The sequence below is a fragment of the Cedecea sp. B1(4) genome, from assembly GCF_059414925.1.
The window spans coordinates 1-310 of sequence record NZ_JCAHMZ010000338.1 but is presented as its reverse complement, the minus strand read 5'-3'; the positions used below and the strand labels follow the sequence as shown (position 1 = coordinate 310).

Sequence of the window (310 nt, the reverse complement as noted above, 5' to 3'; positions counted from 1 at the left end):
TCGCGTTGACCTTGCTGCTCCTCCGGCGCTTTAAGCTGTGCAGGCGGTGTTGCTGCTGGCGCTGGAGGCACGACCGGCGTGGTGTCGCGCGGCACAGACGAGGCGGGTGGCTGCCGAGGCGCGGAGACCGGCGAGGGCGGTGCAGCAGGCAAGACAGGCGCTGCCGGGGGCATCGGCGCTGCCGGTTCGCTGGTCAGCGCACGCTGGCGGCTTTCGCTGTCGTTGATCTCCAGCGCCAGCGTGTCGTAGTCCGCCTCCAGCAGCTCGGCCATCTGACCGACCAGCTCGTCCTGCACCCGCTGCGGCGAGA

1 pseudogene is annotated in these 310 nt (G+C 70.6%); it reads right to left on the bottom strand.

Features of this window, described 5'->3' with window-relative positions:
- Positions 1–310: pseudogene (locus ACR6JA_RS23190) on the bottom strand (ParB family protein); the annotation flags it as partial.